This window comes from Kribbella sp. DT2 (genome assembly GCF_049844575.1).
Taxonomy (GTDB): domain Bacteria; phylum Actinomycetota; class Actinomycetes; order Propionibacteriales; family Kribbellaceae; genus Kribbella.
This window is the reverse complement of the sequence record NZ_JBNCLH010000008.1, coordinates 137,073-157,289: the sequence shown is the minus strand read 5'-3', so window position 1 is coordinate 157,289 and position 20,217 is coordinate 137,073. Positions and strand designations below refer to the sequence as shown.

Below are 20,217 nucleotides of genomic sequence, written 5' to 3'. Positions count from 1 at the left end.
TATGGGTGCTGAGGGCAACGAAGTTCACCCGTTGCGTGGCGCGTACATGATGATAACCACTCCGACGAGACAGATCCCGGCCCCCAGCAGGTCCCACCGGTCAGGCCGGAACCCGTCGACGAGCATGCCCCAGGCAAGCGATCCGGCAACGAACACTCCGCCGTACGCCGCGAGGATGCGTCCGAAGTTCGGATCCGGCTGGAACGTCGCGACGAACCCGTACGCGCCGAGCGCGATCACCCCGCCCGCGATCCACCACAGCCCCCGGTGCTCGCGCCAGCCCTGCCAGATCAACCACGCGCCACCGATCTCCGCGATCGCCGCCAGGACGAACAGCGCGATCGAGCGGACGACGTTCACCGGCGCCGGTCCAGGACGAGCGGGCAGCCAGGGGTCGCGACGCAGGTCTCGAGGTCGTCGCACCCCGCATCGAGCGCGGCCCGCAGAGTCGCGGCGATCAAGGTCAGGTCGGCGATCTTGGATTGCACGTCGGCCAGCTTCTCGCGAGTCCGGGCCTGGAGGTCGGCTCCCTCGCCGGGGCGGTGGAGGTGACGGGCGCTGGCGAGCAGGTCGGCGATCTCGTCCAGCGTGAATCCGAGGCGCTGGGCGGCCTTGATCGTGCGGACGGTAGTGACGGCGCGCTCGGGGTAGAGGCGGTGGCCGCCGAGGGTGCGATCGGGCGTCGGGATGAGGCCGCGGCGTTCGTAGTACCGGAGGGTCTGGAGGTTGACGCCGGCCGCGGTGGCGAGCTGGCCCGAGCGGAGGCTCATCGGGACAGCCGATCAGCTCGATCGGCGAGGGCATCCAGTACGGCGGTGTGCGCGGCGGGGACGGTGATTCCGAGCAGCACGCCCGCGTCTGACCGGGCGACGGAGAAGGTGAAGAACGAGCAGCAGAACGTCTCGCGGGCGATCAGGTCGTCGAGCTCGGGCCGGGCGTCGCCGGTGAGGTCGAGCTCGAGCGACGTGCGGGCAGTACGCCGTACAGCCAGCGCTGTCCGCGTGAAGAGCCGGTCGAACTCCGCGACCCGCAGCGGCTGCTCGGCGGTCGGGAGCGTGCAGGCATCAGGGACCCAAGTCATGCTTCGACGGTAAACCCGTACCCAGGTACCGAATGCAAACCGCTGCCGCTTGCTTGAAGGTTCTACTAAGGTGGTGAGGTGAGCGTACCTGTGGCAAACCCCCGGCCGGACGACGAGATCGAGCGCGTGCTGGTGATCGCCGCGCACCCCGATGACATCGACTTCGCGGCGGCCGGGAGCGTCGCGACGTGGACGAAGGCGGGGATCGAGGTGCACTACTGCCTGGTCACCGACGGCCAGGCCGGCGGGTTCGAGCCCGACCGCGACCGCGCAGAGATGCCCGCCGTACGCCGGGCCGAGCAGACCGCCGCGGCCGCGCAGGTCGGGGTCGACCAGTTGCACTTCCTCGGGTACGCCGACGGCGAGGTCGAGCCGACCCTCGAGCTCGTCCGCGACCTCGTCCGCATCACCCGCAAGGTCCGCCCGCAGCGCCTGGTCAGCCCCTCACCCGAGCGCAACTGGTCCAAGCTCCCGGTCTCGCACCCCGACCACATGGCCACCGGCGAGGCCGCCGTCCGCGCGTTCTTCCCGGCCATCGGCAACCCGTACGCGTTCCCCGACCTCGACGAACCGGCCTGGGACATCGACGAACTGTGGATCATGGAGCACCCCGAAACCAACCACCACGTCGACGTCACCGACGTGATCGACCAGAAACTCGCGGCCATCGAGGCCCACCACAGCCAGCACCGCGACCCCACCCAACTCCTCGCCCGAGTCCGCGAGTTCCTCTCCCGCAACGCGACGAAATCCGGCCTCCCCGAGTCCCACTACGCCGAACTCTTCACCGTCATCCGGCTCTAGTGCGGGATCCGCCGGGAGGGCCGTAGCGTGATCCCCTCCCGGTAGGTCTCGATCACCGCCGCGATCTGCGCCGGGGTGTCGGTCTCGGCGAGCAACTCCAGGTACCCCACGGATCGCGCGAGCCCGAGCAGGTCGACGGCGAAGTACATCGCCATCAGCGGGTTGACGAACAGCTCCGACCCCGCCGTCCGCGCGCCGAGCCCGACGTTGCCGAAGGCCCCGCTCAGAGCCGCCGCGATCTGGCCGTTGACGATGCTCGGACGGACTGCCGTGGCCTTGGCCGCGTGCTCGACCGCCTCCCGGTACGCCGTGGCTTCGGCCGACGCCGACGGGATCGAGAACGCCCCGAGGAAGTGCCCGTCGCGGTCGAGGGCGGCGAGGTTCTCCAGTACGTCGGCGTGGTCGACACCGTGGTGCGAGTCGATCCCGAATCCGAGGCAGACAACCACCCGGTCAAGCCCGTCGAGCGCGGCGACGGCGCTCAGGCTGGCCATGTCCTCCACCGGCGTCCCGAGCCCGGACTCGTCGCCGCGCAGCAGGATGTCGGTGCCGCCGTCGACCAGCACGATCGTGTCGACGCCGAGGTGCTCGACCAGTGCCTCGTACGCCGTACGCAAGCGTCGTGCGCCGACGCGAGGAAAGGCGTGGACCACCGGCGCCAACTCGGTCCCGGCGAGCCAGCGCGCGAACGTGCGCTCGGGGAAGTAGTCGGCGGGCCCGCGAGTCGACGGGCCGACGATCGCGACGTCCGGCGCGAGCCAGTCGTCGACGGTCGAGAGGTCCGCGAAAGACAGGTTGGCGAAGGAGATCTGCTTGCCCTGCTTGGCCAGAGCCAGGGCCAGCGGCAGACCGGCGTACACGTCGAACCCGCCACCCGCGCCGGCGATCAGGATCCGGCGCGCGGCCGACAGCCGGGCGAACAGCGGCGGCTCGCTCAGTTCGAACACCTGCCCGGCCTCCCCGCCCATGCCCGCCGCCCCCTGCCCTTTCCGAGTTGAGGGTACAAGCGAGACGGTCGAGGACGGCCTAGTTATCCACAGGCTCAAGCGGACAGCGCGCCGACGACCGCGGCGGTGGCGGCGATGACGGCGGCTCGGTGGGTTGCTTGGCGGGTGGTGGGGTTGGGGTCGCCGACGGCCTGGAGGGCGGGGGCGGTGGTGGTCCAGGCGGTGCAGAGGCTTAGGACGAGGATGAAGATGTCCATCGCCTGGGTCTCGGTGAGGGCGGTGGCTGAGGCGGCGGCGATGGCTTGGGCTTTGGAGTGGTGGGACTCGACCTCGGCGGGGGTGACTTCGGCGCGTTCGAGCCAGGCCCACTGGGTCAGGCGGAGGATGTCGGGGTTGTCCTGGAGGGCGTCGAAGAGTGCGCCGGCGTACGCGGGGAGGTCGTCGGGGGTGAAGGGGGCGGCATCGGCGAGGCTGCTCATGCGGACGGCGAGCATCGCGTCGAACAGGCCGTCCTTGGAGCCGAAGTAGGCGTAGATCGCCTGCTTGTTCGCGCGTGCCTCGGCGGCGATGCGGTCGACCCGCGCTCCGGCCAGGCCGCGGGCGGAGAACTCGTCGTACGCCGCGTCGAGCAGGCGCGAGCGCGTGGCGGCGGAGTCGTACGGCATGGGGCCAGGATAGCAATCCAACTGGATGGTTGAAATCTTCCCGTCGCGCGGCCTATGGTTTAAACCATCCAGTTGGATTAGACCTTGCGGAGGATGACAGATGACCACCAGGACCTGGCTGATCACCGGCGCGACGTCCGGCATCGGGCGCGCGCTCACCGAACGGCTGCTCGCGGCCGGCGATCGCGTCGCCGCCACCGCGCGCAAGCCCGAGCGCCTCGGCGATCTCGCGAACCAGTACGGCGAGCAGCTGTGGACCGCTGAGCTCGACGTCACCGACGTACCGCAGCTGCGTTCCGTCGTCGACCGCGCGTTCGCCGAGCTCGGGCGGATCGACGTGGTCGTGTCGAATGCCGGGTACGGCACGTTCGGGGCGGCCGAGGAGTTCACCGACGCGCAGGTCGCGGCGCAGATCGCCACCAACCTGGTCGCGCCGATCCAGCTGACGCGTGCCGTCCTGCCGCATTTGAGGGCTCAGGGCAACGGTCGGGTCGTGCAGCTGTCGAGCGCGGGTGGGCAGGTGACGTTCCCGGGTGGAAACCTCTACCACGCGACGAAGTGGGGCGTCGAAGGGTTCTTCGAGGCGCTGGTCGGCGAGGTCGCGCCGTTCGGGATCGGGGTGACGCTGGTCGAGCCGGGGATCTCGCGGACGGGCTTCGGTACGTCGCTCGACATCGCGCCGGCGATGGCGGCGTACGCCGGTACGCCGATCGGGCAGGCTCGGCCGGCGATGGAGGCGCCGGAGGGGGTTACCGCGAATGGGCCGGGTGATCCGGAGAAGATCGCTGGCGCGATCATCGCGTCGGTCGCTGTGGAGCCGGCGCCGCGGCGGATTGCGTTGGGGAGCGATGCGTACGAGTGGATCCACGCTGGACTGACGGCTCGGTTGCAGGAGCTGGAGTCGGCGAAGGAGTTGGCACACTCGACCGACTTGGACTGAGGGCGGGCGGCAGAGGTCGGTGCCCATGCGGCCGACTCGGTCGGCGGTGGTCGAGGTCGCGGCGGCCGGAAGTTCGCGCAAGGAGATCTGCATCCGGGTGCCGGGCGACGGGCGACGCCGAGGGCGCCGAGGGCGCCGAGGGTGCCGCGGGCGCGGGGGCGCCGGGATTGCCGGGGCGCCAGGAGCGCCAGGGGGTTACGGCCGAAGCCGAGGGCGCCGGGAGCGCCAGGGTTACAGGCGACGCCGGGAGCGCCGGGGGGTACCGGGCGACGCCGGGAGCGCCGGGGCGCCGGCCGGCTTTAAGCATTTGCGGCGGGGGCTTCGAGACGTGAGGCTCCTCGTATGACGATTCATCATGCGGTGGTGGGCGATGGGCCCGCGGTGTTGCTGGTTCATGCGGGGGTGGCGGATTCGCGGATGTGGGGGCCGCAGGTTGAGGATCTGGGGCGGGATCATCGGGTGATCACCGTCGATCTGCGGGGGTACGGCGAGACGCCGCTGGGGGTTGGTGCGAGTTACTCCGATGCCGGTGATCTGTTGGAGTTGCTCGACGTGCTCCAGGCGGAGGGGACCGTCGGCGAGCAGGTGGCGGTGGTTGCGGCGTCGTACGGCGGGAACGTGGTGCTGCAGGCGGTGAGTCGGGCGCCGGGGCGGTTCAGTCGGGTGGTGCTGCTGGCGCCGCCGGTGGACGGGGTGGAGCCGACGGCTGACCTCCGTGCCGCGTGGGACGAGGAGGAGGCCCTGCTGGAGAAGGGGGATGTCGACGGGGCGACGGCCGTCAACGTTCGGACCTGGCTCGGGCCGGAGGCCGACGACGCGGCGCGGGAACTGCTGTTCGCGATGCAGAAGCTGGCGTTCGAGCTGCAGCTCGCGGCCGGTGACGTGGAGAACGAGGAGTACGAGGTGACGCCGGAGAAGTTCACCATGCCGGTGAAGCTGTTCGTCGGGGCGCACGACCTCGAGTTCTTCCGGACGGGCGCCGCGCACCTGGCGAGTCAGCTGCCGAACGTGGAGTTCACCGAGCTGGACTGGGCGGGGCACCTGCCGACGATGGAGCGTCGCGACGAAGGCGTCACGCTCGTCCGCGAAGCCCTCACGAAGTAAGACGAAAAGGCCCCGGACAACCGTCCGGGGCCTCACGCCGAGCCAACGCTCGTACGCCGTACAAAAGCTCAGCCAGTAGAAACCTCAGTCCGCGAGCGCGCCCATCGGGTCCCACGCCGGCAGCACGATCGGCTCCTCGTCGAAGGCGGCCTGCAACGAAGCCGGCAGCGCCGATCGCCGTACGGCGATCTCGAACACGTGCTCGCCGAACCACGAGTCGTTCATCGTCCAGAAGCCGCTGTCGGCCTTCTCGTCGCCCCAGCTGTTCTCGACCCGCCAGCGCCGCGGCGCGCCGTCGACCACGTCGACGCCGGTGAACAGCATCGCGTGCGTCATCAGCGTCTCGTGGTGCAGCAGGCGCTCGGCCTTGTCGAGCGTGAACTTCGTGTCGTACACAGCCTCGTAGTCGTACAGCGCGGCGTCCCAGAAGCCGAGGTCGGCCGACATCTGCTTGCCGACGTCGCAGCCGAACCAGACCGGCTCGCCGCCGACGATCGCGTCCTGGGCGAGCTGCTTCATCAGGTCCATCTCGACGTTCAGGTAGACCACCGGCGGCGCGTCGATCACGTTGCCGAGGTAGTCGACGGTGAAGGTCTTGCCGGTCGGGCTGGACGCGCGCGGGTCGTGCACGATGCAGACGTAGTCGTCGACCGGCAGCGTCACGTACGACGCCGCGAACTCGGCGGGGGTGGTCCAGCCGTCGCGGTGGAAGGCCTTGTCGCTGTCCTTCCACTGCCACAGGAACTTCTGCGGCGGCGTGCCGAGGTGGATGCTCAGCACCCGGTGGATGGTGGTCAGCAGCTCGCGTTTGTGCGCGCGCTGGGCCTCGACGTCGCCGAGCTTGCGCAGGTCGCGCGCGCCCTGGCGGAGCAGCTTGCGGAGCGTGTCGTTGAGCTGGGCGGTCGCCGACGAGCTCTCGGTCTCCGGCATCGCGGTCTTCGGGACCAGGCCGTGCTTGCGGACGAGGGCGACGAACATGTTCCACTGGCCGCCGTCGCCGATCGGGTCGGACAGCAGGTGCGCGACGGTCCGGTCGTCGACGTCGCGCTCGGTGGTCTCGATCGCGGCTTCCAGGAAGAAGTTGGCGCGCTCGAACTTGTCCCAGAACAGCAGGTAGTTCTGGGAGAACTCGAAGTCCTTCACGCCGAGCTTCTCGGCCGCACCGGCCCGGAGCAGGTTCAGGCCCGCGAACAACCAGCAGCGACCACTCTTCTTCTGATTGGTCACCTTCCAGTCGTCCAGCAGGTTCGACACCGAGTGGTCGATCGAGGTGACGACCTGGCGATCCAGGGCAATCTTGGCGACCGGCGTTTCCGTGACGGCGTTCTGCATCACCCGGTACTGCGGGGTCGACGCGAACTCCTTCTCGAAGAGCGCCAGCTGTTCGGCAGTGAGATTCCGCTCCATAACCATCGACGGTATCTCAGCCCCGAAGCCCGTCGCGCCCCTGCCGGGGTGGCGCATGTGTGCCCTGTCCGGAACTCGCCAGCCCTGTCCCATATGGCGGTACGACGTGCTACGGCAGAGTGGGTACGCCGCACCACCCGGTCACCAGGGCGCCGTCGTACGGCGTACTCGTCGTACAGGTCAGACCAGGCGGCGGTCCGTGGCCCAGCGGGTGAGTTCGTGGCGGTTGGACAGCTGCAGCTTGCGCAGGACCGACGAGACGTGGGTCTCGACGGTCTTGACCGAGATGAACAGCTCGCGGGCCACTTCCTTGTACGCGTAACCCCGCGCGATCAGCCGGAGCACCTCGCGCTCGCGCTGCGAGAGCCGGTCGAGGTCCTCGTCGACCGACGCGATGTCGATCGCGCCGGAGAACGCGTCCAGCACGAACCCGGCCAGGCGGGGCGAGAAGACCGCGTCGCCGTCGGCCACCCGGCCGATCGCGTCGACCAGCTCGGTGCCGCTGATGTTCTTGGTGACGTACCCGCGCGCGCCGGCCCGGATCACGCCGATCACGTCCTCGGCCGCGTCGGAGACCGACAGCGCCAGGAACTTGATCTCCGGGTGCCGCTGGTGCACCTGCTTCATCACCTCGGTGCCACCGCCGCCGGGCAGGTGGACGTCGAGCAGGACCACGTCCGGCTCGGTCGCCACGATCGCCTTCACGGCACTGTCCACGTCGGCGCCCTCGCCGACGATCTCCACCGCCGTACCGATCTCGCTACGGACTCCGGCCCGGAACATGTCGTGGTCGTCGATGACGACCACCCGTCGTTGACTCATCTGTCCATCTCCAGTCGCACTTCGGTGCCTGTTTCCGGGCTCGACCGCACCGTCGCGCGGCCGCCGTGCCGTTCCATTCTCCCCATCACGCTGTGCCGCAGACCGAGCCGGTCCTCGGGCACACCGTCGGCGTCGAAGCCCTTGCCGCGGTCCCGGACGAACATCTCCGCCCGGTCGCCGTCGACCTCGACGAACACGTCGATCTTGTCCGCGCCGGAGTGCTTGGCCGCGTTGACCATCGACTCCCGCGCCGCGCGCACCATCGCCGACAGCCCTTCGGTCAGGTCGCAGTCGCCGACCGTGACCACCTCGACCGGTACGCCGTGGGAGTCCTCGACCTCGGCCGCGGCGCGTTTCGCGGCGCCGGCCAGAGTCTTGTCGGTCTGGTCGTCCTCGTCGTACAGCCAGGCCCGCAGCTCGCGCTCCTGGGAGCGGGCCAGCCGGGTCACCGCCTTCGGATCGGCCGCCTGCTTCTGGATCAGGGCCAGCGTCTGCAGGACCGAGTCGTGCAGGTGCGCGGCCATGTCGGCGCGTTCCTGCGACCGGATCCGCTCGCCGCGCTCGGCGTTCAGGTCGCGGCTCAGCCGGTGCACCCACGGGCCGGCGATGACGCCGAGGCCGACGACCGCGAGCAGCAGCGCGACCAGGACGTCGCCGACCTGCGAGAGCCGGCCGTTCTGCACCAGGAACACGGTGACCGCGGTCCCGAGCAGGATCACGCCGACGACGACGCGGACGATCGACTTCATCCCGCCCTTGCCGAGCAGGTTGCCGAGCGTCGGCGCCTTGTTGGTCCAGGCGGCCTTCTGGGTCTCGTCGGCCTGCCGCCAGATCAGCGCGAGACCGGTGCCGGCGAAGACCAGCGGCCAGAACATCTTGCCCGCGATGCCGAGTCCGGCGGCCTGCAGAAGCAGCAGTACGCCGGCCGAGACGACCACGAGCGCGATCATCTGGCCGCGGTTCTTCTCGCGGCGCCGGGTGCGCGCCTCGGTGATCGGCGGTGGCGGGGGCTGGTCGGACCGCATGTTCTTCCGGGTCGCCGCGGCCAGTCCCGGCGCGGCCGGAACGGTCGGTGCCGCGAGCGGCATCAGGAACCACAGCGCCGCATAGATCAGTACGCCGAACCCGCCGAAGACCGTCGCCCCGATGAACACCAGCCGCACCGCGATGTCCGGCACGTTCAGGTGGTCGGCGACCCCGCCGGCCACGCCGCTGACGACGCGCCCCTCGGAGCGCCGGTAGGCCCGTCGTACCGGCGGGGGCTCGGGAGCAGGACCAGGCGGTCCGTACGGCGGCTGCCCGTACGCCGGACCGCCGGGCTGCCCCAGCCGCGTGGCACCAGGCGGCCCGTACGCCGTACCGGCAGCCGGCCCGTACGCCGCACTCCCGGCGGGCCCGCCGTGCCAGTGCCGGTACTGATCAGCACGCTGGCCCGCGGCACCGGCCGCACCCTGCTGGTCGGCCCCGGCGGACTGGTTCTGCCCGTGCGGTGGCCCGGCGGGGCCTCCTGCACCGGAGGATCCGCCTGGGGGCGCGGCTGCGGCTGGCTGACTCATCACCACGATCGTCACATGCGGACAGGGCCGACACCAGCAGGCTTGTCCCCGGCCGCCACCTCAGCGCGGAGCCCCAGCGGTCAGGGTCAGCTCGGGGACAACCCGGAGCCGACCGCCTGGAGACCGGCCGGACCGGCGAGTTCCAGGGGTCGGCAGAGGGGGATCCCCGATGTGGCCGGGGCATGCCGCGGGACACTATCGATGTCATGGAGCAGAACCAGAGCGGCTTCGATCGCAGTCGGCTGCACGATGTGCAGAGCTGGCGACGGAGCAGAAGCGACCGGATGGTGGCCGGCGTCTGCGGCGGGATCGGCCGCGCGCTGAACGTCGACCCCGTGCTGGTCCGGGTCCTGATGGCCGTCCTGGTGCTGGCCGGCCCGGGCATCCTGTTCTACGCCGCCGGCTGGATCCTGATGCCCGACGAGGGCTCGGACCGGGCGCCGGTCGAGGGACTGCTCGGGAACCGCGTCCGTCCCGACCACCCGTGGCTGTGGCCGGTCGTGCTCGGGATCTGCGTGTTCCTCGCGATCGCGGTGATGTCGTCCTTCGACGTCGGCAAGCTGATCCCCGGGCCGCTGGTGGTGCTCGTGCTGATCGTGCTGTTCCTCTTCAAGCGCAAGCCGAAGAACGGCGACCGCTCGCACTGGTCGCAGATGAACCTGAACCTGCACGGCCGCCCCCAGGACCCCACGCCGTACGCACAGAACCCGCAGAGCCAGTACGTCGGCCAGCAGGCTCCCCAGAACGGCCCGCCACCTCCCCCGGCGGGCACGTCGTCCTCGGCCACCCGGCGACCACAGGACCGCACCGTCGAATCGGTCCAGCCGGTGTGGACCGAGGACGATCCCCTGGGCCTGTACGTCGACGAGCCGCCGGCCCGCTCGGCCCCGGCCGCGACGCGGCCCGCTGAGCCACCGGCCAAGGGCGTCCGCGGCGTGAAGCCCGCCGTCGTCGCGCTCACCGGCCTCGCGATCGCGATCGCCTGGATCGCCGGGTCGTCGACGCCGACGATGCTCGCGATCGGGGTGGCCACGCTCGGCGCCGGGATGCTGATCGGCGGGTTCCTCGGCCGGACCATGGCGCTGCTCCCGCTCGGCATCCTGCTCGCGCTCGGCGTCGCGGCCAGCACGATCTTCCCGAGCGTGCCGCGCGACTTCAAGGACGTGAACGTGGTCGCGACGCCGGAGCAGGCGGTGACCGCGACCAGCACCAGCTACTCGTTCGACGCCGGGTCGGTGCACCTCGACCTGACCAAGGCGACGTTCGCGCCGGGCGCGCAGGTGACGATCAACGGCGGCGTCGGTGAGGTCGTGCTGAAGGTCCCGGCCGACGTCGACGTCACCGGTACGCTGAACGCGCGGACCGGCGAGGTGATCGGCCTGGGCGGGCAGCGTGAGGGCGGTCGCAACGCGCAGATCACGCTCAACGACCTCGGCACCGACGGCAAGGCAGGACCGGACAAGCTCGTGATCGACGCACAGCTCAAGCTCGGCAGCATCACGGTGGAGCGCGGATGAGGAAACCGAAGGCGGACGTCCCCGGCATCATCACCGGCACCGTCGTGACCGGCGCCGCCACCATCTACCTGCTCAACGACCAGGGCGTCGTCCCCACCGACGACCTCGGCCTGACCTCCGCGATCCTGCTGGTGGTCGCCGGAGCAGTGGGCCTGGCCGCCTCGCGCCGTAGTTAACTCTTTGCGGCCGGGCAGCTCACACTTCTAGGATTGCGGTGTGTCCACTCCCGAGGCCGACAGAGGCTAGCCACCGACCGCTCGGTGGCTGATCCTCCTTTCGCAGCTTCAGCCTGTCCCGGGCCGTCGGCGATGTGTGTTCTCGCGCGGCAGCTCTGCCGCGTCCATCGCTCTCGTGGTCGTGGAGTCCTCGATGCCTTCTGTGCTGTACCTGCTCGCCCTGGCCGTGTTCGCCCAGGCGACCTCCGAATTCATGCTCTCCGGGCTCACCCCGGAGATCGCCGCCGATCTCACCGTCTCGATCCCCACCGCGGGCTGGCTCACGTCGGCGTTCGCGCTCGGCATGGTCGTCGGCGCGCCCGCGATCGCCGTACTCGGCCGTCGCTGGCCGCGGCGCATCACCCTGTTGTCGACGCTGACCGTCTTCCTGCTTGCCCATGTCGTCGGTGCGTTGGCTGACGACTTCACCGTCCTGCTGATCACGCGTCTGGTCGCGGCGCTGTCCAACGCCGGGTTCCTCGCGGTCGCTCTGGCGACCGCGTCGACCCTGGTCGAGGCCAAGGGCCGCGCGACCGCCGTACTGCTCGCCGGTACGACGCTCGCCTGCATCGCCGGCGTACCGGCTGGGGCCTGGCTCGGTCAGCAGTTCGGCTGGCGCTCCGCGTTCTGGGCCGTCGCGCTGATCTGCCTGCCCGCGCTGGTCGCGATCTTCCGCTCGATCCCCCGCGAGTCCGCGTCAGCAACCTCCGCTGTCGTGCGGCTCCGGCCCACCCCGCGGCTCGTCGTCCTGCTCGCGCTCGGCGCTCTGGTGAACGGGGCAACGTTCTGCACCTTCACCTATCTCGCCCCGATCCTCACCGACGTCACCGGCCTCGAGCGCTCGTGGATCCCCGCGCTGCTGATGCTCTTCGGCCTGGGCTCCTTCGCGGGCGTCACGCTCGCCGGCCGGTACGCCGACCGCCAGGCGCACGGCGTACTGGCTGCCGCCGGAGTCGCGCTCCTGGTCGGCTGGTGCGCCTTCGCCTGGTCCGCACACCTGACCGCCGCCGCTGTCGTGCTGGTGTTCGTCCAGGGCCTGCTCTCGTTCGCCGTCGGATCGGCGCTGATCTCGCTCGCCCTGTACGCCGGTGCGGAGTCGCCCGTCCTGGCCGGCGGCCTGGCCACCGCCGCGCTCAACGTGGGCGCCGCCCTCGGCCCGGTCGCGGGCGGCATCGGCATCACGTTGACGGGCGACCGAGCACCCCTGTGGTGCAGCGCCGCGCTGGTCGCGAGCGCCCTCGCGGTGGCAGCTGCCGCGCGCGCTCTGGCGCGCACGGCGCGGGACGCGACGGTCGCGCGCTGACGGCCCGCGCCGGACCGGTCCGGCGTACAGCGTGGGACCGGTCCGGCATACAGCGTGGGACCGGTCCGGCATACAGCGTGGGACCGGTCCGGCGTACAGCGTGGGACCGGTCCGGCGTACGGCGTGGGACCGGTCCGGCGTACAGGCCGGGGTTCGGCTAGTCTGGTGAGCCGCTCGGCACGGCCGGACTCCGGCTGACGGGCACCGGAGGGGCCCGAGTACGCGGGTCCCGTTGAGGGTCACGGGAGTTTCCAATGGTGCGCGGCACCGTGAAGTGGTTCAACGCCGACAAGGGCTACGGGTTCCTGGCGGTCGACGGACAGGACGACGTGTTCGTCCACTGGAGCCGGATCGTCTCCGACGGCTACAAGACCCTCGAGGACGGCCAGCAGGTCGAGTTCGAGGTCGTCGACGGGCCGAAGGGCCGCGAGGCCGACACCGTCACCCCGGTCTGACCCCGGCAAACCTCTCCGCCCGATCCCGAGCGTCCGAAGAATCCGCAGACGTCCGAAGAACCGTGGCCTATAGCCTCGGGTTCTTCGGACGCACACGCGTTCTTCGGACGCAAGCGGGTGAGCACACCGGTCCGACTGCGAGCGTCGGCGGCAACCGATAGCCTGACGACCCACGCCTTTGGGAGGGGTTGCCGCGGTGAGCGAGCCGGTGCACGTGATCAGGAAGCTCGAGAAAGCACTGGCCGACGACGACTTCTCCTGGTCGTTGCTGCTGGTCGGCGAGGACCAGACCGACAAGCTGGCCACGCTGACCGGCGACCTCCGCGGCCCGTACTCGACGACCGGGGACGGCAAACAGATCACGTCCGGCTTCTCGTACTGGGGTATCGGCCCGACGATCGCCTGGGCGAACGCGACCAACGACCCGTTCTACCTGGTGATGAAGGCCGGTGCCGAGTCGTTCCAGCGGCACTGGCGCCAGGTCCGGCCGCACGTCGACCGCGGCGGGTTCCACTTCGTCAGCCTCGGCGTCGGGACCGGCGTCAAGGACCGCACGATCGTGGCCGACCTGCACCGCGACAACCCGGACATGTTCTACGTCCCGGTCGACATGAGCTCGGAGATGCTCCGGCTGGGCACGCTCGAACCGGTCCGCGGCGCGGGCTTCCCGATGGCGCAGGTGCTGCCCGTCCAGCTCGACTTCTCGATCGCCGACAACGTCGAGCAGCTCGGGCAGATGCTGGCCAAGCTGGTCGGCGACGAACCGCTGCTGTACGGGATGACCGGCAACACGCTGGCCAACTTCGAGAGCGACCTCGAGCTGCTGCAGACGATCACCAAGGTGCTGCGCCCGCAGGACCGGCTGCTGCTCGAGGTCGCCAGCACGAACGCGCTGAACGCGGAGACGGCGAAGGAGGCCGCCGAGGAGTACCACCAGACGCGGGCGTTCGCGGAGTTCGTCACCAGCGCGCTGCGGTACAACACCGACCTGCGGATCGAGCTGGACAACCTCGACTTCCGCGGCGAGGTCGAGGACGACGACGCGCTGCTGGTGAAGATCGTCTGGCAGAACAACACCCCCGACCAGATCGTGATGGGCCTGCCCGACCACACCGACGTCGCGCTCGACAAGGGCGACACGATCCTGCTCTACACGACGCGCAAGTTCTCCACCGAGCGGCTGAAGAAGCTCACGTCGACCTGCGAGCTCACCCCGGTCGAGCACGCCCGCTCCCGCTTCCGCCGGACTCGTAAACCCAGTCCGTTCGGCCTCGACATGCTGCTGCTCGCCCCCAGTTCGGCCCACACCACCAGCTCCCTGGCCGACGACATCTGGCGATGAGCGCCCCATCCGGTACGCCGGGGACCACCGGAGGGAGCGGCGGGAGCGGCGGGAGCGGCGCCGAGCAAAGCCAAGGCGGGGGCGGCGCCGGGGCCGGCGCCGAGCGAAGCGAAGGCGGGGGCGGCGGCCCTCGCCCCTCCACCCCCGAGCGGCGGATCGCGACCGCGCGGCTGCGGGTCCTGGGCCGTCTGCGCAAGCTCACCAAGGCGTTGCCCGAGGCAACCAATCGCGCGGCCTGGGCGGCGTCCCGCCGTACGGTCGTCTCGGTGGTCAGCTACGGCCTGCTCGCGGTCGCGTTCGTGCTCGGTGTGATCTGGTTCTTCAAGCCCGACAACTCCCGCTGGGAACCAGCGGTCAACTCGCTCACCCTGATCGCCGGCCTGACCGGCATCTTCGTCGAGCGCCTCACCGCCGCCGCCGAACGCCGTACCGAGGTGCTGCGCGCGGTCGCCGACGAGCTGCAGGAGAACACCAACCTGCTCGCCGACGAGCGTTTCTCACCGACTCCACCCAGCCACCGCCAGGTCTACCCCCGCCTGGTCGTCTCGGCGGTCGACCTCGCGCTCGTGTCCGGCGCCCTCGGCCTGCACCGCGACGCCGAGCTCGTCGGCCTGCTGCACCGCTGGCGCGACACCGTGCACCTGTTCAACCGCCGCCTCGACCTGACCGAGATCAGCACGTTCTCGAGCACGATCACCAGCGCCGAGCTGGCCGCGTTCCACCGCGCGCTCAACCACGAGAACAGCTACTTCGCGACCACGCGCCAGATGCTCGAGACCCTGCTCGCCCGCCTACCCAAGGACGCCTGACGGCCGGATCACCGTCACGCCCGCCGGCGTACCGGACGACAACTCGTCGAGAGCAGCCGGTACGTCGTCCAGCGTGATCGTCCGCGTCACCAGATCAGCAGGCTTCAGTACGCCGGACGCCACCAGCTCGAGCATCTCCGGGTAGGTGTGCGCCGCCATCCCGTGGCTCCCGAGCCACTGCAGCTCCTGCCCGATCACCCGCGACACATCCAGCTGTACGCCGTCCGGCAGCAGCCCGACCTGCAGATGCCGGCCCCGTGGCCGCAACACCCGCAGTGCCTGCTGCACGATCTCGTTCGACCCCAAAGCATCCATCGTCACCCGAGCCCCACCACCAGTCAGTGCGCGGATCTCCTCCTCAGCCGGCGGCCCCGCGACGACCGTCTCCGCAGCGCCGTACTTCCGCGCCAGCTCCAACGCCCCAGGATTGGTGTCCACGGCAACCACCCGCGCCCCGAGCGCGGCGGCGATCATCACCGCCGACAGCCCGACACCCCCGCACCCGAACACCACGACGTCCTCACCCGGCTGCACCTTCCCCACCTGGTGCACCGCCCGGAACGAGGTCGCAAACCGGCACCCCAGCCCGGCCGCGGTGTCGAACGACATCCCCTCCGGCAGCCGCACCAGGTTCACCGCGGCGAACGGCAGAGCGACGTACTCGGCAAACGAGCCCCAGTAGTTGAACCCAGGCTGCAGCTGGTTCGGGCAGACCTGGTGGTTCCCCTCCAGGCACTGCTCGCACTCCCCACAAGCACAGATGAACGGCGTCGTCACCCGATCCCCGACCGCCCACCCCTGCACCCCGTCCCCCACCGCGGCGATCGTCCCCGCCACCTCGTGCCCCGGCACGTGCGGCAGCACGATGTCCGAGTCGTGCCCCTGCCACCCGTGCCAGTCGCTGCGGCACAACCCGGTCGCCTCGACCTTCAGCACGACTCCCCCGGCGGTCACCTCCGGCTCCGCAACCTGTCGCACCTCAGGCAGCACGCCGAACTCCTCCACCACAATGGCTCGCATGCCGCCATCCTCAGCGACCCAGCCGATCAACGCCAGTCGACCGACGCCCACCACTGATCAACCACACCTCGAGCCGCCGTCCCAGGCCTAAACCGACCTGCGCGACCACCGTCAGCAGAGCTTGATCAGTGGTGCACGTCGGCCTCCCGGCTCCTAGGATCGCGGTGTGAGCGAGAATCCCGAGTTCGACCATCTGCTGCACTGCGTGCCGGACGTCGCCGCAGCGGCCGAGGCCTACACCGCCGCCGGACTGCCGGCGCACGTGAACCCGCCGTACCTCGGCTTCCAGAACGCCGGGTGGCGGCTGGACGAGCGGTACCTGGAGATCCTCACGATCGTCGACGCGGACGAGTTCGCGACGTCGCCGTTCGGGGTGTCCACGATCTCCTGGCAGCCGACGGTCGACCGGCTGATCGCCGACGGTGGAGGTGCGCTGAACTTCGCGATCAACGTCACCGACGTCACGGCGACGCAGGAGCGGCTGCTGGAGCAGGGCGTGCCGTGCCAGCTGCACACGTTCACCCGCGAGGGATCGCCGGTGTCCTTCCAGGAGCTGATCCTGCTCGACGCCCCGTCCTGGGCGCCGTTCTTCATCACCTACACACCCGAGCGCGTCACGCTGGTCAAGCAGTACGCCGCCCACCTGGTCGACCGCGGCGAGCACGACCTGGTGGCCTTCGTCATCGAGACACCTGACCCACAAGAGGCCGCGCGCTGGCTCGGCGAGCTGACCGGGCTCACGCCGTACGACGTCAAGCTCCCGCTGCCCGGCGGAGAGGTCTGGTTCGAGGAGGGCCCGGCCGACCGACTCACCGCACTCGTCCTCACCGGCCAACCATCCACGCACGAGATCCTCGGGCTGGAGCTCCGCCATGTTTCGTGAGGCGCGGGAGGACGACTTCGACGCGATCGCCAGGCTCTACCAGCAACTGCACCCGGAAGAGCCGCTCCTGACCGACCGCTCGGGCTTCGACACGATCATCGCCTCGGAGTCGTTCCGCCTGTACGTGCTCGAGAGGGACGGCGCGGTCGTCGCCACGACGTACCTGAACCTCGTCCCCAACCTCACCCGCGGCAGCAGACCGTACGCCGTGATCGAGAACGTGGTGGTGGACGAGCAGCACCGCGGCACTGGACTGGGCCAGGAGATCATGGCCGGCACGCTGCAAGCAGCGTGGGACGCCGGGTGCTACAAGGCGATGCTGATGACCGGCTCGAAGCGTGAGTCCACGCACGCGTTCTACCGCGCGTGCGGGTTCCGCGATGACGTCAAGCAGGCGTTCCAGGCGCGGCCGCCGGCCTAGAAACACCGAAGCACCCCTCGGATCGAGGGGTGCTTCAGCGGAGAAGAAGGTTCAGCAGCCGCCGGCGACGGCCGGGATGATCGAGACCTGCCCGCCGTCCTTGATCGCCGTCTGCAGGCCCTCGGAGAAGCGGACGTCGTCGTTGTCGACGTACACGTTGACGAAGCGGCGCAGCTCGCCCGAGTCGTCCAGGACCCGGCTCTTGATGCCCGGGTACGACGAGTCGAGCGACTCGAGCACCTCGCTCAGGGTCGAGCCTTCGACGGAGACCTCGGACGCGCCCTGGGTGTAGGGGCGCAGGATGGTCGGGACGCGGACACTGACGCTCACTGCAGACCTGCCTTCACGAAGGCGTCGTACGACGCGGGGATGGTCACCTTCGGGCCGACCCGGTCGGCCACCGCGTCGAGCGTCTTCAGCCCGTCGCCGGAGTTGATGATCACCGTCTCGGCCTCGGGGTCGAGCTGGCCGGTCGCGATCAGCTTCTTCAGCGTCGCGACGGTCACCCCGCCCGCGGTCTCGGTGAAGATGCCCTCGGTCCGGGCCAGCAGCTGGATGCCCTCGATGACCTCTTCGTCGCTGACGTCCTCGATCACACCACCGGTACGCCGGGCGACGTCGAGCACGTACGGCCCGTCGGCCGGGTTGCCGATCGCCAGCGACTTCGCGATGGTGTCCGGCTTGACCGGCTTGACCACGTCGTGGCCGTCGCGGAACGCCTGCGCGACGGGTGAGCACCCGGTCGCCTGGGCGCCGTAGATCTTGTAGTCGGTCGCGTCGACCAGGCCCAGCTTGCCGAGCTCGGTGAAGCCCTTGTCGATCTTGGTCAGCTGCGAACCGGACGCGACCGGGATCACGACCTGCTGCGGGATCCGCCAGCCGAGCTGCTCGGCGATCTCGAAGGCCAGGGTCTTCGAGCCCTCGGAGTAGTACGGCCGCACGTTCACGTTGACGAACGCCCAGCCCTCCTCCTCGCCGGCGATCTCGGAGGCGAGCTTGTTCACGTCGTCGTAGTTGCCCTCGACGGCGACCAGCGTGCCGCCGTACACGGCGGTGGTGATGATCTTGGGACGCTCGAGGTCCTTGGGGATGAAGACGACGGAGCGGATCCCGGCCCGGGCGGCGGCCGCGGCGACGGCGTTGGCCAGGTTGCCGGTGGAGGGGCAGGCGAAGACCTTCATGCCCAGCTCACGGGTGGCGCTCAGGGCACTCGCGACCACACGGTCCTTGAAGGAGTGCGTGGGGTTGCCCGAGTCGTCCTTCACCCAGAGCTTGCGCAGGCCCAGCTCGCGGGCCAGGTTTCCGGCGTCGATCAGCCGGGTGTAGCCGGGCTCGGTGTTCGGGTAGCTGGCCACGTCGACGGGGACGGGCAGCAGCGGCTGGTAGCGCCAGATGTTCTTGGGACCGGCCTCGATCTGCTCACGAGTGATCGTCGGGAACTCGTACCCGACCTCGAGAGGACCGAAGCACTCCATACAGGCGTAGAACGGACCGAGCGGCGACTTCGCGCCACAGGCCCGGCAGCTGAGGTGCGTACCGTTGCCGAAGGCCCCTTCACGGATGGTGTGGGGCGTGGCGGCGGTGGTCTGGCTCATGGAGAGGTTCCTCCTCATCTTCCCCGGGCGCCGGATCTCGGCGTGGGACGGATTTGGCACCGGTCCACCGCGAGCACCCCAGGACGGGGCCTCCACGGGGAGGGTTGCCGGGACTTCAACGGGCCGTTTCCCTCAGTCCCTCTGGATGAGCAGGTTCGAGGTTACCCAATCGGGTCCATATTGTGTCTTGTGATCCCACCATGCGAGACGTCGGATCTCAGCCTGGCACGACCCTCCGAGCTCGACTTGCAGGCCCCCGCAGTCACCCCGTACGGCGGGCGCGGAAGGTCCGCCGGTACGCCGACGGCGACGTCTGCATCGTCCTGCCGAAGTGGTGCCGGAACGTCACCGGCGTCGCGAACCCGGCCGCGACGGCGATCTCCTCGACCGGCGCGTCGCCGGCTTCCAGCATCGCCAGCGCCGCCTGGATCCGCTGGGCGATCAGCCACTTCGCGGGCGTCGTACCGGTCTCGCGGGTGAAGTGCCGCAGGTACGTCCGCGGGGACAGCCCGGCCTCGCGGGCCAGATCCGGTACGCCGATCGGCTCGGCCAGGTGCTCCAGCGCCCAGCCGAGACTGCGCGCGACCGGGGCGTCGACCGGGTCGGGCGGCATCGGGGACTCGATGTACTGCGCCTGCCCGCCCGACCGGTAGGGCTGGATCACCAGCCGCCGGGCGACGGCGTTCGCGACGGCGGCGCCGAGGTCCTTGCGGACCAGGTGCAGCGCGAGGTCGAGACCGGCCGCGCAGCCGGCGCTGGTCAGGACGTCGCCCTCATCGGTGTAGAGCGGCTCGGGGTCGACATCGATCGCGGGGTAGCGCTCGCTCAACTGGCCGGCGTACCGCCAGTGCGTGGTCGCGCGGCGACCGTCGAGCAGTCCGGCGGCGGCCAGCGCGAAGGCGCCGGAGCAGATCGAAACCATCCGGGCTCCTCGCGCGTGTGCGCGCTGGAGGGCCTCGATGAGCTGCGGAGAGATGGTCTCGCCCGGATCCTTGATGCTCGGCACGACGACGGTGTCCGCGGCGGCGAACTCGTCCAGCCCGTACGGCGTGGAGAGCGTCGCGCCACCGATCACACGGACCGGATCCGGGGCCTCGGTGCAGATCTTCAGGTCGTACCAGGGCTCGTCGATGTCGGGCCAGACCAGGCCGAACACCTCGATCACGATGCCCGCCTCGAACGCGGTCATGCCGTCGTACGCGAGCACGGAGACGGTTCTCGAAGCCATGTCGAAATCTTAGCGGTAAGCGTCTTCTACGCCACTTCTGCGGACGCGCTCAGGCTCGGAGGATGGAATCATGATCGAGAAGCTGAAGGACTTTCTGGCCGGG

At 70.0% G+C, this 20,217-nt stretch carries 23 protein-coding genes and 1 riboswitch; of the genes, 11 read left to right on the top strand and 12 right to left on the bottom strand.

What is annotated here, in order from left to right; translation table 11 throughout:
• Nucleotides 1–24 precede the first annotated feature (24 nt).
• From ACLQ2O_RS30765 to ACLQ2O_RS30755, 3 genes are read right to left on the bottom strand one after another with little or no spacing between them, the layout of a single operon-like run.
• Nucleotides 25–360: a YnfA family protein gene (locus ACLQ2O_RS30765; RefSeq protein ID WP_425838287.1), complete on the bottom strand. Its 336-nt coding sequence runs from the start codon at nt 358–360 to the stop codon at nt 25–27.
• The gene (locus ACLQ2O_RS30760; RefSeq protein ID WP_425838284.1) at nt 357–770 is read right to left on the bottom strand and encodes a MerR family transcriptional regulator; all 414 of its coding nucleotides are present in this window, start codon (nt 768–770) and stop codon (nt 357–359) included. The genes ACLQ2O_RS30765 and ACLQ2O_RS30760 overlap by 4 nt, the downstream gene beginning before the upstream one ends.
• Nucleotides 767–1,081, bottom strand: coding sequence for a hypothetical protein (locus ACLQ2O_RS30755; protein ID WP_425838282.1), 315 nt, complete (start codon nt 1,079–1,081; stop codon nt 767–769). The genes ACLQ2O_RS30760 and ACLQ2O_RS30755 overlap by 4 nt, the downstream gene beginning before the upstream one ends.
• Before the next feature lie 78 nt (nt 1,082–1,159).
• Here ACLQ2O_RS30755 and ACLQ2O_RS30750 point away from each other — a divergent pair, with 78 nt between their 5' ends.
• A complete protein-coding gene (locus ACLQ2O_RS30750) occupies nt 1,160–1,885 on the top strand; it encodes a PIG-L deacetylase family protein (RefSeq protein ID WP_425838279.1) in 726 nt (241 codons plus the stop codon).
• Here ACLQ2O_RS30750 and ACLQ2O_RS30745 read toward each other — a convergent pair.
• Nucleotides 1,882–2,832, bottom strand: coding sequence for a DUF1152 domain-containing protein (locus tag ACLQ2O_RS30745; protein ID WP_425838276.1), 951 nt, complete (start codon nt 2,830–2,832; stop codon nt 1,882–1,884). The genes ACLQ2O_RS30750 and ACLQ2O_RS30745 overlap by 4 nt on opposite strands.
• 95 nt (nt 2,833–2,927) lie before the next feature.
• A complete protein-coding gene (locus ACLQ2O_RS30740) occupies nt 2,928–3,497 on the bottom strand; it encodes a TetR family transcriptional regulator (RefSeq protein ID WP_425838273.1) in 570 nt (189 codons plus the stop codon).
• A 100-nt stretch (nt 3,498–3,597) separates the two neighbouring features.
• Here ACLQ2O_RS30740 and ACLQ2O_RS30735 point away from each other — a divergent pair, with 100 nt between their 5' ends.
• On the top strand, nt 3,598–4,437 hold the full coding sequence (locus ACLQ2O_RS30735) for an SDR family oxidoreductase (protein WP_425838270.1): 840 nt from the start codon (nt 3,598–3,600) through the stop codon (nt 4,435–4,437).
• 342 nt (nt 4,438–4,779) lie between these two features.
• Nucleotides 4,780–5,541, top strand: a complete 762-nt coding sequence (locus ACLQ2O_RS30730) for an alpha/beta fold hydrolase (RefSeq protein ID WP_425838267.1) — start codon at nt 4,780–4,782, stop codon at nt 5,539–5,541.
• 84 nt (nt 5,542–5,625) lie between these two features.
• Here ACLQ2O_RS30730 and ACLQ2O_RS30725 read toward each other — a convergent pair whose 3' ends face one another.
• The 3 genes from ACLQ2O_RS30725 to ACLQ2O_RS30715 all read right to left on the bottom strand — a co-directional run bounded on the left by ACLQ2O_RS30725 (nt 5,626) and on the right by ACLQ2O_RS30715 (nt 9,326).
• Nucleotides 5,626–6,948, bottom strand: a complete 1,323-nt coding sequence (locus tag ACLQ2O_RS30725) for an aminopeptidase C (RefSeq protein WP_425838264.1) — start codon at nt 6,946–6,948, stop codon at nt 5,626–5,628.
• Nucleotides 6,949–7,128: 180 nt separating this feature from the next.
• A complete protein-coding gene (locus tag ACLQ2O_RS30720; RefSeq protein ID WP_344175237.1) occupies nt 7,129–7,770 on the bottom strand; it encodes a response regulator transcription factor in 642 nt (213 codons plus the stop codon).
• Nucleotides 7,767–9,326 (bottom strand): PspC domain-containing protein, encoded by a 1,560-nt coding sequence (locus ACLQ2O_RS30715; RefSeq protein ID WP_425838261.1) that lies wholly within the window; start codon nt 9,324–9,326, stop codon nt 7,767–7,769. Before ACLQ2O_RS30715 ends, ACLQ2O_RS30720 begins: the two co-directional genes overlap by 4 nt.
• Nucleotides 9,327–9,532: 206 nt before the next feature.
• Between ACLQ2O_RS30715 and ACLQ2O_RS30710 the strand changes: the two genes are divergently transcribed.
• The 6 genes from ACLQ2O_RS30710 (at nt 9,533) to ACLQ2O_RS30685 (ending at nt 14,967) form a co-directional block, all read left to right on the top strand.
• Nucleotides 9,533–10,843 carry a PspC domain-containing protein gene (locus ACLQ2O_RS30710; RefSeq protein WP_425838259.1) on the top strand — a complete coding sequence of 437 codons (1,311 nt, stop codon included), beginning with the start codon at nt 9,533–9,535 and terminating at the stop codon, nt 10,841–10,843.
• Complete coding sequence (locus ACLQ2O_RS30705) at nt 10,840–11,019, top strand: hypothetical protein (protein ID WP_425838256.1); 180 nt, start codon at nt 10,840–10,842, stop codon at nt 11,017–11,019. Before ACLQ2O_RS30710 ends, ACLQ2O_RS30705 begins: the two co-directional genes overlap by 4 nt.
• 193 nt (nt 11,020–11,212) lie before the next feature.
• On the top strand, nt 11,213–12,361 hold the full coding sequence (locus ACLQ2O_RS30700) for a Cmx/CmrA family chloramphenicol efflux MFS transporter (RefSeq protein WP_425838253.1): 1,149 nt from the start codon (nt 11,213–11,215) through the stop codon (nt 12,359–12,361).
• Between the two features lie 254 nt (nt 12,362–12,615).
• Nucleotides 12,616–12,816, top strand: a complete 201-nt coding sequence (locus ACLQ2O_RS30695) for a cold shock domain-containing protein (protein WP_184803302.1) — start codon at nt 12,616–12,618, stop codon at nt 12,814–12,816.
• Nucleotides 12,817–13,012: 196 nt separating this feature from the next.
• Nucleotides 13,013–14,158: an L-histidine N(alpha)-methyltransferase gene (locus ACLQ2O_RS30690; RefSeq protein ID WP_425838251.1), complete on the top strand. Its 1,146-nt coding sequence runs from the start codon at nt 13,013–13,015 to the stop codon at nt 14,156–14,158.
• Nucleotides 14,155–14,967, top strand: coding sequence for a hypothetical protein (locus ACLQ2O_RS30685; RefSeq protein ID WP_425838248.1), 813 nt, complete (start codon nt 14,155–14,157; stop codon nt 14,965–14,967). Before ACLQ2O_RS30690 ends, ACLQ2O_RS30685 begins: the two co-directional genes overlap by 4 nt.
• On the opposite strand, the gene ACLQ2O_RS30680 is transcribed toward ACLQ2O_RS30685, so the two are convergent.
• Nucleotides 14,950–15,987, bottom strand: a complete 1,038-nt coding sequence (locus tag ACLQ2O_RS30680) for a zinc-binding dehydrogenase (RefSeq protein WP_425838245.1) — start codon at nt 15,985–15,987, stop codon at nt 14,950–14,952. The genes ACLQ2O_RS30685 and ACLQ2O_RS30680 overlap by 18 nt on opposite strands.
• A 166-nt stretch (nt 15,988–16,153) precedes the next feature.
• Here ACLQ2O_RS30680 and ACLQ2O_RS30675 point away from each other — a divergent pair, with 166 nt between their 5' ends.
• On the top strand, nt 16,154–16,870 hold the full coding sequence (locus tag ACLQ2O_RS30675; RefSeq protein WP_425838243.1) for a VOC family protein: 717 nt from the start codon (nt 16,154–16,156) through the stop codon (nt 16,868–16,870).
• Nucleotides 16,860–17,291, top strand: coding sequence for a GNAT family N-acetyltransferase (locus ACLQ2O_RS30670; RefSeq protein ID WP_425838240.1), 432 nt, complete (start codon nt 16,860–16,862; stop codon nt 17,289–17,291). Before ACLQ2O_RS30675 ends, ACLQ2O_RS30670 begins: the two co-directional genes overlap by 11 nt.
• Before the next feature lie 51 nt (nt 17,292–17,342).
• On the opposite strand, the gene ACLQ2O_RS30665 is transcribed toward ACLQ2O_RS30670, so the two are convergent.
• The 3 genes from ACLQ2O_RS30665 to ACLQ2O_RS30655 all read right to left on the bottom strand — a co-directional run bounded on the left by ACLQ2O_RS30665 (nt 17,343) and on the right by ACLQ2O_RS30655 (nt 20,114).
• Nucleotides 17,343–17,621 carry a ubiquitin-like small modifier protein 1 gene (locus ACLQ2O_RS30665; protein WP_184803290.1) on the bottom strand — a complete coding sequence of 93 codons (279 nt, stop codon included), beginning with the start codon at nt 17,619–17,621 and terminating at the stop codon, nt 17,343–17,345.
• A complete protein-coding gene (thrC, locus tag ACLQ2O_RS30660; protein ID WP_425838236.1) occupies nt 17,618–18,886 on the bottom strand; it encodes a threonine synthase in 1,269 nt (422 codons plus the stop codon). The genes ACLQ2O_RS30665 and thrC overlap by 4 nt, the downstream gene beginning before the upstream one ends.
• Nucleotides 18,887–18,897: 11 nt before the next feature.
• Nucleotides 18,898–19,038: riboswitch (SAM riboswitch) on the bottom strand.
• 110 nt (nt 19,039–19,148) lie between these two features.
• Nucleotides 19,149–20,114: a helix-turn-helix domain-containing protein gene (locus ACLQ2O_RS30655; protein WP_425838234.1), complete on the bottom strand. Its 966-nt coding sequence runs from the start codon at nt 20,112–20,114 to the stop codon at nt 19,149–19,151.
• Nucleotides 20,115–20,217: the final 103 nt, after the last annotated feature.

What these genes read in the sequence shown, in the direction of transcription:
- ACLQ2O_RS30655 (WP_425838234.1), bottom strand. Translation starts at nt 20,114, where the DNA reads ATGGCTTCGAGAACCGTCTCCGTGCTCGCGTACGACGGCATGACCGCG.
- ACLQ2O_RS30670 (WP_425838240.1), top strand. Translation starts at nt 16,860, where the DNA reads ATGTTTCGTGAGGCGCGGGAGGACGACTTCGACGCGATCGCCAGGCTC.
- ACLQ2O_RS30720 (WP_344175237.1), bottom strand. Translation starts at nt 7,770, where the DNA reads ATGAGTCAACGACGGGTGGTCGTCATCGACGACCACGACATGTTCCGG.
- ACLQ2O_RS30700 (WP_425838253.1), top strand. Translation starts at nt 11,213, where the DNA reads ATGCCTTCTGTGCTGTACCTGCTCGCCCTGGCCGTGTTCGCCCAGGCG.
- ACLQ2O_RS30735 (WP_425838270.1), top strand. Translation starts at nt 3,598, where the DNA reads ATGACCACCAGGACCTGGCTGATCACCGGCGCGACGTCCGGCATCGGG.
- ACLQ2O_RS30695 (WP_184803302.1), top strand. Translation starts at nt 12,616, where the DNA reads ATGGTGCGCGGCACCGTGAAGTGGTTCAACGCCGACAAGGGCTACGGG.
- ACLQ2O_RS30715 (WP_425838261.1), bottom strand. Translation starts at nt 9,326, where the DNA reads ATGAGTCAGCCAGCCGCAGCCGCGCCCCCAGGCGGATCCTCCGGTGCA.
- ACLQ2O_RS30740 (WP_425838273.1), bottom strand. Translation starts at nt 3,497, where the DNA reads ATGCCGTACGACTCCGCCGCCACGCGCTCGCGCCTGCTCGACGCGGCG.
- ACLQ2O_RS30755 (WP_425838282.1), bottom strand. Translation starts at nt 1,081, where the DNA reads ATGACTTGGGTCCCTGATGCCTGCACGCTCCCGACCGCCGAGCAGCCG.
- ACLQ2O_RS30725 (WP_425838264.1), bottom strand. Translation starts at nt 6,948, where the DNA reads ATGGAGCGGAATCTCACTGCCGAACAGCTGGCGCTCTTCGAGAAGGAG.
- ACLQ2O_RS30680 (WP_425838245.1), bottom strand. Translation starts at nt 15,987, where the DNA reads ATGCGAGCCATTGTGGTGGAGGAGTTCGGCGTGCTGCCTGAGGTGCGA.
- ACLQ2O_RS30760 (WP_425838284.1), bottom strand. Translation starts at nt 770, where the DNA reads ATGAGCCTCCGCTCGGGCCAGCTCGCCACCGCGGCCGGCGTCAACCTC.
- ACLQ2O_RS30685 (WP_425838248.1), top strand. Translation starts at nt 14,155, where the DNA reads ATGAGCGCCCCATCCGGTACGCCGGGGACCACCGGAGGGAGCGGCGGG.
- ACLQ2O_RS30710 (WP_425838259.1), top strand. Translation starts at nt 9,533, where the DNA reads ATGGAGCAGAACCAGAGCGGCTTCGATCGCAGTCGGCTGCACGATGTG.
- thrC (WP_425838236.1), bottom strand. Translation starts at nt 18,886, where the DNA reads ATGAGCCAGACCACCGCCGCCACGCCCCACACCATCCGTGAAGGGGCC.
- ACLQ2O_RS30730 (WP_425838267.1), top strand. Translation starts at nt 4,780, where the DNA reads ATGACGATTCATCATGCGGTGGTGGGCGATGGGCCCGCGGTGTTGCTG.
- ACLQ2O_RS30705 (WP_425838256.1), top strand. Translation starts at nt 10,840, where the DNA reads ATGAGGAAACCGAAGGCGGACGTCCCCGGCATCATCACCGGCACCGTC.